This is a genomic window from Bartonella queenslandensis AUST/NH15 (assembly GCF_000312585.1).
GTDB classification, from domain to species: Bacteria; Pseudomonadota; Alphaproteobacteria; order Rhizobiales; family Rhizobiaceae; genus Bartonella; species Bartonella queenslandensis_A.
Map to the genome: position 1 here is coordinate 91878 of NZ_HE998013.1, position 9302 is coordinate 101179.

6 protein-coding genes and 1 pseudogene are annotated in these 9302 nt (G+C 37.3%); all 7 read right to left on the bottom strand.

What is annotated here, in order from left to right:
* Positions 1–901: sn-glycerol-3-phosphate ABC transporter ATP-binding protein UgpC (gene ugpC, locus BN338_RS08500; protein ID WP_039761005.1), on the bottom strand; the 901-nt coding region annotated here is incomplete at its 3' end.
* A 2-nt stretch (positions 902–903) separates the two neighbouring features.
* Complete coding sequence (gene ugpE, locus BN338_RS08505) at positions 904–1755, bottom strand: sn-glycerol-3-phosphate ABC transporter permease UgpE (RefSeq protein WP_039761008.1); 852 nt, start codon at positions 1753–1755, stop codon at positions 904–906.
* 10 nt (positions 1756–1765) lie between these two features.
* Positions 1766–2650 (bottom strand): sn-glycerol-3-phosphate ABC transporter permease UgpA, encoded by an 885-nt coding sequence (gene ugpA, locus BN338_RS08510; protein ID WP_039761010.1) that lies wholly within the window; start codon positions 2648–2650, stop codon positions 1766–1768.
* Between the two features lie 94 nt (positions 2651–2744).
* Positions 2745–4079, bottom strand: a complete 1335-nt coding sequence (gene ugpB, locus BN338_RS08515) for a sn-glycerol-3-phosphate ABC transporter substrate-binding protein UgpB (protein WP_039761012.1) — start codon at positions 4077–4079, stop codon at positions 2745–2747.
* A gap of 965 nt (positions 4080–5044) precedes the next feature.
* Positions 5045–5766 (bottom strand): annotated as a pseudogene (locus tag BN338_RS08520) (glycerophosphodiester phosphodiesterase).
* A 202-nt stretch (positions 5767–5968) separates the two neighbouring features.
* On the bottom strand, positions 5969–7525 hold the full coding sequence (gene guaA / locus BN338_RS08525) for a glutamine-hydrolyzing GMP synthase (RefSeq protein ID WP_039761211.1): 1557 nt from the start codon (positions 7523–7525) through the stop codon (positions 5969–5971).
* A 132-nt stretch (positions 7526–7657) separates the two neighbouring features.
* Positions 7658–8944, bottom strand: coding sequence for an RsmB/NOP family class I SAM-dependent RNA methyltransferase (locus BN338_RS08530; RefSeq protein WP_039761014.1), 1287 nt, complete (start codon positions 8942–8944; stop codon positions 7658–7660).
* Positions 8945–9302 lie beyond the last annotated feature (358 nt).

The window sequence follows — 9302 nt, forward strand, 5'->3', positions numbered from 1 at the left end:
AGACATGGCAACCTGTTCCAATCGGCTTGATAAGCTCGATTTGTGTGTGAAAAACAGGACCTTTATCTGGATGTTCGCCCAATAAGATTGTTTCAGGTCTAAAAGCTAAAAGATCAGTTTCCTCGCTATAAGAAAATGAATGCCCTAAATGTTGTTCTAGAACATGGCGATCAAGAAAGTTCATAGGAGGCGAACCAATAAAGTCAGCAACAAATGTGGTTGCTGGGGTATCATAAATTTCCATTGGTGTGCCAATTTGCTCGATAGCTCCTTTATTCAAAACGACTATTCTATCAGCTAATGTCATGGCTTCTAGTTGATCATGGGTAACATAAAGGCTGGTTGTTCCTAATGAACGCTGTAGCGTTTTTATCTCAATACACATTTGCGCCCGTAATTTTGCATCAAGATTTGAAAGAGGTTCATCAAAGAGAAAAACACGTGGTTGACGTACAATCACACGCCCCATTGCAACACGCTGGCGTTGTCCCCCTGATAATTGTTGTGGTTTACGATCAAGAAACGGCTCTATCTCCAAAAGTTTTGCAGCATGTGCGACGCGTTTTTTTATTTCTTCTTTAGGGGTTTTACGATTTTTAAGACCATATTCTAGATTTCCACGAATTGTCATATGGGGATAAAGGGCATAATTTTGAAAAACCATAGCAATATCACGATCAGCTGGTTCACGATCATTGATACGTTCGTTATCAATACACAGTTCACCTGAAGTGACTTGTTCAAGTCCTGCAATAATACGTAATAAGGTTGATTTTCCGCATCCTGAAGGACCAACAAGAACAAGAAGCTCTTTATCAACAACGGTTAAATTTAAGTCATCAATGACTAGAATGCCGTTGTCATACCGTTTTTTTATATTTGATAACTGGATTATGGCCACAATTACTTCTCCGTTTCAATAAGCCCTTTAATAAAAAGCCGCTGCATGAAGATAACAACAAGAACAGGTGGCACCATGGCAACGACCGATACTGCCATGAGTATATTCCATTGAGGATCATGTTGAAGAGATTCGACAATAAGCTGTTTTAAAATAACAAGGATCGTTTGATGATTTTGATCCGTTGTGATAATAAGAGGCCAGAGATATTGTATCCATCCATAAATGAACATAATAATAAATAAAGCAGCGATATTACTTTTGCTGAGAGGAAGCAGAATATCCTTAAAAAATTTGAATGGTCCTGCACCATCAACGCGTGCCGCCTCTAAGAGTTCATCTGGGACAGTCAAAAAAAACTGACGAAATAAAAATGTAGCGGTTGCAGATGCAATAAGTGGAATAATCATTCCACTATAGGTATCGATCATTCCCAATTTCGCAACAACCGCATAGGTTGGAAGAATACGAACTTCGACAGGAAGCATCAATGTAACAAAAATAAGAACAAAAGCAGTTTTTCGAAAAGGAAAACGCATGTAGACAATGGCATAAGCAGACAAAAGTGAAATAATAATTTTCCCAATACTAATCCCAAAAGCCATAATAAGTGAATTCATTAAAAGTAGCCAAAGATTGGGCAAACCACGCTGTGAAAGGCCGTTCCCAAAGATTGTTTTATAATTTTCTAAAGCATGTTCCCCAAGTAAAAGAGGAAGTGTTCCTGAATTAAATGCTGTTGAACTATGCGTTGATGCAATGATAGCAACATAAACTGGAAAACAAATAATGATAATGCCAACAATGAGAGTGATGTGGGTTAGAAATTTCAAAACAGGGCGATTTTCAACCATAATTTGTTTCCTAATATTGTACACGACGCTCAACCCAGCGAAACTGGATAAAGGTTAAGACAATAACCATCAACATCAATATTGTTGATTGTGCTGCTGATGCACCGATTATCTGATTTCTAAAGCCATCGTCATATACTTTATAAACAAGGATGTTCGTTGCACGCGCAGGCCCCCCAGAAGTTGTGTTATCAATAATACCAAAAGTATCAAACATAACATAATTGATATTGACGATAAGAAGGAAAAATGTTGTTGGCGAAATTTGTGGAAAAACAACAGTCCAAAATCGTTTAAAGGGACCAGCACCATCAATGGCTGCTGCTTCTATTTGAGAACGCGGAACGGACTGAAGACCTGTAAGAAAAAAGAGGAAATTGTAAGAAATCTGTTTCCAACTAGCCGCAATAACAATAAGAATCATCGCTTGAGTCCCATTAACACGATAATTCCATAGCACCCCTATTTTTTCGAGAAGAAAAGGGATAATCCCAATGGTGGGATGAAAGATAAACAACCATAATATACCAGCCAATACTGGAGCAACAGCATAGGGCCAAAGCAAAAGCATTGTATAAGCCTTTTTTGCACGGGCAACACGATCAACACAAACAGCTAAAAGAAGTGATATTGTCATTGAAACGACAGTAACTGAGATGGAAAATACTACGGTTGTAAGAAGTGATTGCCGATAAGTAGGATCAGAAAGAACGGTTAGATAATTTTCAAAACCAATAAAAGTTGTTGTAAAGCCAAAAGGATCTTCACGTTCAAAGGATGATTTTATTGCTTGAGCAGCTGGCCAAAAGAAAAATAAAAACGTCACAAGGAGCTGAGGAAAAAGCAGTCCGTAAGAAAGGAGACTATTTTTAAAATATGCATGTTTTTCTTGCATTCATAGGGCTCTTTAAATGTAGACACTTTAAAAGGTAAACAAAAAGGACTCAACTATTTTCGTTGAGTCTTTGATGTTTAACCAAAAAATCAAATTAATGATTAGATTTCTCAAACTCACGCAAGAGCTTATTTCCACGTTCAACGGCCTTATCTAAACCATCTTTCGGTGTTTTTGAACCACTAAGAACAGCTTCCAACTCTTGATCAAGAATGGTGCGTATTTGTGGTAAGTTACCAAATCTTATGCCTCTCGAGTTCATTGTTGGTGGATTAAGGTTGATCTGTTTGATAGCGATATCAGCCCCTGGCGTTTTTTCATAGAAATGTTGATTTTTGCTCAATTCATAAGTTGCGTTTGTAGTTGGGAGATAACCTGTTTTCTGATGCCATTTCGCTTGATTTTCTGTTTTTGAAAGAAACTTAAGAAAAGCTGCTGCTCCAGCATATTCCTTTGGGGTATGCCCCTTAAATGCCCAAATAGAAGCTCCCCCAACAACCGAATTTTGTGGTGCTCCTTCTGCATCCTTATAGTACGGTAGCATACCAATACCCACATTAAATTGAGCTTCAGAAACAATTCCAGCATGTGATCCTGAAGATTGCATAAAAATTGCACAACTTTGTGCCATAAACATTGGTGCTGAATCTAATGCACCCGCAGGGCCACCATAACGGAAAATACCTTGATCAGACCACCTTTTCAGATCTGTCCACATACGCACTTGTAAAGATCCATTAAATGTCAGCTCTGAATCAAGCCCTTTAAAGCCATTTTCTTCTGTTCCAAAAGGAACATTATGCAATGCTGAAAAATTTTCGATACCAATCCATTGAGCCGCATAAGCCATTGTAAAACCACATGTCGCCGCTTTAGTCTCAATAATTTTTTTAGAAAAATCTTCTATATCTTGCCATGTTTTAGGAGGCTGTTCTGGATCAAGCCCTGCTTTTTTAAAGATATCTTTGTTATAATAAAGAATTGGTGTTGAGATATTGAATGGCATAGAGACCATACGCCCTTGTTTATCAGAGTAATAACCACTAATAGCAGGAAAATAATCTGTAGGATCGAATTCTTGCTTTGTGTCAGCCATAAGTTGATAAAATGGATAGATTGCACCTTTTGCTGCCATCATCGTTCCAGTACCAACGTCATAAATCTGAGCAAGAACTGGCTGTTTTTTTCCACGAAATGCCGCAATGAGTGAAATCAATCCCTCTTCATACTCACCGCGAAATGAAGGCACAACTTTATACTCAGATTGACTTGCATTAAAATCGTTAATGAGACTTTCAGTTTGCTTTCCTAACTCACCACTCATAGAGTGCCAAAAGCTGATCTTTGTCTGCGCGAAACCTTCTGTTATCCCTGCTGTTGTTATTACGATAGCAACTGTGGCTACTATGGAAAGATAAAAACGACTCATGGTTCACCCTTTCTGAAGTGATGGAATACAAATTACCCCTAAATCTATAGCATCACACATGAACATGCCATGCCGATTTTATTATAAAAATATGTTGGCCCATTTAAACAGTAACCACCAAAAGGTCAAATGAATTTGTTTAGATTTATTCGTTTTCTTTTATAAGCTTTCTTATGTATTCATGAGTCATTCGTTTGTAACTATTTAAAAAAAGTGAGATGACTTATAGCAAACAAGGGAATAAGTAAAAAGATATAGATCTCATGTAATAACTTTTGTAATATCTCTAATATCTGGATTTACTTTTTTCAAAAAAGAATTGTTTATTCTTTTGTTATTTGTCTTATAACCTTAAAATGGTATTGATAATGCCTTTAAGAAAGAGGTAAATAGACTTCTTCTTAAAATGAAGAAAATTATTTTGGAGCATTTAATGGCCTCCTTTCCTATCATGAGGTCATACTCTTCATGCAAAACAAAACGGCATTGTATTACCAAATTTTCATTCTGTAAAAAATATTCAATACATCCCCATCCATTTCATAAACGCTCCTATGAAATGGAACATTAAAGTCCCTCTACTAAAGTGTATAAAACTTTTTGCACGCCATCATTTTTATACTTCAAAAAATGTAAAACAGCACCACTATATGACCCCTAATGCTTCAACAAGTCTTGCATTTGAGAGCATTTAAATGAAAATTTTTATTCTTTTCTCACGCGTTGTTTATCCACACACAAAACCTACTTGTAATGTGCAAGCGAATGACTTTGATTGTTTCATTGTAAAAAGATTTGAAATGAAAGAATCTGACATATTAAGGCTTCTCATTCAACATGAAAAACGATTAATTATCATTATAAATTATTGTGTTATTGTTACGTGTAAGAAAATATTTCTTGCTTTCTTCCATTAAGCTAGCTTTATGAAGGTACAAGGATTTCTTTTATAAGGTGTATATTTTTTACCTTTGTGCTCGCAATTTCAATGCAAGATCAGGTTGATCTGTCGTAATATAATGTACAGGCATATTAAGCCAATGTGATAACCGAGCTTTTCCGTTAATCGTCCATACCCCTACAGTAAAACCAGCTTCAAGAGCTGCTTCAATAAAATCCTGTGAAGCAATAGAACCATCTAAACTTAAATCAGAATAACCTAATTGTTTCCATTCAGAAAAATGACGATACATATCACCTTCAAAATTATCAACACATGGACCAGATGGTATTCCTGCTTCAATAAAAGGACGAAGGACCAAAGGATCAAAACTAATCGCAGAAACCCGCTCTGATAAATTTCGACTTTTTATGAGTGCAAGTGCTTTTTGGGATAATATTGTTTCACGCTCCACTTCACCACATGTTTTGATTTCAAGATGCAATGCAACATTGGTTGGTGCTAAAAGATCAAGAACTTCTTCTAATAAAGGGGGGCTTCTCGACTTCCTTTCACGCACAGTTGTTTGCGTGTTTCATTATCAATGTCATGAATATACCCCTTTTTGCCAACCAATTGATCTAAACTAAAATCGTGAAAGACAACCACTTCACCGCTTTTCAGTAAATGAACGTCGCATTCAACTTCATCAACACTTAACGCTATAGCGTTATTAAATGCCGAAAGAGTATTTTCAGGACAAAGATGTGCACCACCACGGTGTGCAACAATTTTTTTCTCAGACATGCAAATTTCACACTTCTTAGTCATAAATGATATTGGTCAATTTTAAATGACATTGGCTCTAAATAATATTAGCGGACAGACTTTCAGGTAAAGCTTTATATCATATGAGAATGTACAATCATTTTTTATGATTTTTTACACTTTTCCGAATATCAAGATCTCAGTCATACGTTATTTTTACAAGGCTTATCCTTTATTTCAATTATTCCCATTCAATGGTACCAGGAGGCTTTGAGGTTACATCATAAACAACACGATTAATTCCTCTAACTTCGTTAATAATGCGTGATGCTGCCCTACTCAAAAATGCCATATCATAGGGATAAAAATCAGCGGTCATTCCATCGACAGATGTGACAGCGCGAAGCGCACAAACAAATTCATACGTGCGACTATCCCCCATCACTCCAACAGTCTGGACAGGAAGAAGAACAGCAAAAGCTTGCCAAATTTCATCATAAAGACCAGCCTTACGGATTTCCTCAAGATAAATGGAATCTGCTTCACGTAAAATTTCTAATTTTTCGTGTGTTACAGCACCTGGACACCGAATTGCAAGGCCGGGACCTGGGAAAGGATGGCGACCAATAAACTGCTCTGGCAGCCCTAACTTACGCCCTAGCGAGCGAACCTCATCCTTAAAAAGCTCACGCAACGGTTCTACAAGTTTCATATTCATCTGTTCTGGTAATCCCCCCACATTATGATGGCTTTTAATGGTTACCGATTCACCAATAGCCGATACACTCTCAATAACATCTGGATAAAGTGTTCCTTGGGCTAAAAACTCTGCACCTCCTATTTTTTTCGTTTCTTCTTCAAAAACTTTAATAAAAAGGCGCCCTATTGTTTTGCGCTTTTTTTCTGGATCTGTCTCACCTTCTAAAGCATTAAGAAATATATCGGCAGCATTAACATGAATAAGTTCTATGTTATAGTGATCGTGGAATAATGTAAGAACTTCCTGAGCCTCATTCTTACGCATTAATCCATGGTCGACCAAAATGCATGTCAATTGATCTCCTATGGCTTCATGAAGAAGCACCGCTACAACAGATGAATCAACCCCACCTGAAAGACCACAAATCACACGACTTTTCCCAACTTTTTGTCGTATTGTCGCAATTGCCTGTTCACGATAAGAAGCCATTGACCAATTGCTTTTAATAGCTGAGATCTTATGAATAAAATTTTGCAAAAGTTTTGTACCATCCGGTGTATGGATAACTTCAGGATGAAATTGTACCGCATAAAAATGTTTTTTTTCATCCGCAATAGCCGCATAGGGAGCTCCTTTTGAAGTCCCTATGACACGAAAACCTTCTGGTAAAGCTGCCACACGGTCACCGTGACTCATCCATACTTGATAACAAGAACCTTTTTCCCACACTCCATCAAAAAGTGCACTCTTCTCTTGTATTTCCAAAAAAGCGCGTCCAAATTCACGCTCACATCCTGCTTCAACCTTTCCTCCAAGCTGAACACACATGACTTGTTCACCATAGCAAATACCAAGAATTGGAATACCGGCCTCAAAAATTTCCATCGGAGCACGGGGTGAACCTTCATCCATAACGGAATAAGGGCTTCCTGATAAAATAATAGCTTTAGGTTTTACGCGGCGCACAGCTTCTAAAGCCAATTGAAAAGGAATAATTTCACAATATACCCCCATTGCTCGCACTCGTCGTGCAATAAGTTGTGTTACTTGTGAACCAAAATCAATAATAAGAACAGTGTCTAGATGTGATATGCTCATAGAAAACCAATCAACAATTGTAAGAGAGAACTTATGAGAGTTATGATTCAATCTTTCTCTTTTCACAAGTCTGTTTTCTTAGGAAAAAGATTATTCTCGTAAAATTTATGATAAAAAATGCAAAAATATGGATCAATGTTTTTTTTGCAACACCGATAAAAAGAAACCATCTGTTTGTGTTGTTGCGGGTGATAAAGTCAATCCATAATTTGAAAAGACTGGTTGCACAGGAGAAAAACTAAAATGTTTCTGCCAAAGTGCCTGCACATCTATGGGATAAAAATGAGAATGTTGTTGAAGAAAATGGGAAATTTGTTCCTCATTTTCATCTGCGAAAAGAGAACAGGTAATATAGACTAAGCGCCCGTTTGGCTTAAGATAAGCTATCGCTTCATTCAAAATAGCTCTCTGTTCTTTTTGGCGTTGTTTTACCTGCTCTAATGTTAAACGCCATTTCGCATCTGGACGACGACGCCATGTTCCTGACCCACTACAGGGTGCGTCTAACAGAACTCTATCCATCTGGCCTATGAATGGCTTCAATTCTTCTTTTTGTGCTCGTGTTTGTACATTACGAACACCAGCGCGTCGAAGACGATCAAAAATAGGCGCTAAGCGCACTTTATCGGAATCATAAGCATAAATTTGCCCACGATTGTTCATATCGGAAGCTAAAGCGAGTGTTTTTCCACCAGCTCCTGCACAATAATCCAATACTTGCATACCTTCTTGCGCTTCAACAAGATGAGCAACAATTTGAGATCCTAAATCCTGTATTTCAAAGTATCCTTTTTGAAACGCGGGCTCAACTTGAATATTGGGATGACGGTTAAACTTTTCAATCGGTGCAATTCTTAAAGCTTGCTGAAACCATGGCAAAGACTGAAGTTTGGTCTTTGATAACTCTTTCAGCACTTTTTCTGGTGTTGCCTTTAGGCTATTTACCCGTAGATCTAAAGAAGGACGCGTTGCTAACGTAGCAGCTTCAGTAATCCAATTATCACCCAATAAAGGAAAAAGATGTACTTGACACCATTGGGGTATATCACCACGAATATAGTCTGGTGCATCAACTAATTGCCGCCCTTGCCATGATTTGCGCTGTTTATCCTCTAATAACTGCGGAGCAAATCGGTCTCCTTCTAATGCGCTGTCAATTTGCCCCAGCGTCATTTTTCCTGTATCTAATAAGGTAGCAAAAACAATATCCCGAATATCATCACTCTCCATACGCCATTGTAAAGAATATCGTCGTCTTAAAACATCGTAAACGATTGTACCAATGGCTGCACGATCACTTGCTCCTGCAAAGCGATGAGAAAGCCCCCAATCCTTTAAAGCTTCTGCTACGGGGCGATGCCTCATTTCTATCTCTTTGAGAACATCTATTGCTGCTTGCAAACGCCCACCTAATCGCATTTATTTCTCCCATTAAAATAATAAAATTCTAAACCGTAAAAAAATAATATTATCTTCTTATTGCCAATGAAACCTGTTCAAAGCTATCAAAAATTTACATTCACTTTTAAAATGAGCTGAGTATATTTCTTTTCTTTAATAAGATCCAATTTAGTAAATCTAGATTTTTCCTTTCATTTTCTGTCTATTGGCTTTTTATCCTTCGAAAATACATAAAATCCTCTTACGCTAAAAGATATGCTCCCATCCATAAAGAACTTCTTTCCGCCATGCATTACGAAAGAAACAAATTCTTTTAGTATTGCGTAAAATGAAATTTTTTCGACTTATATACATAAGAGGAAAAATCAAATATCTT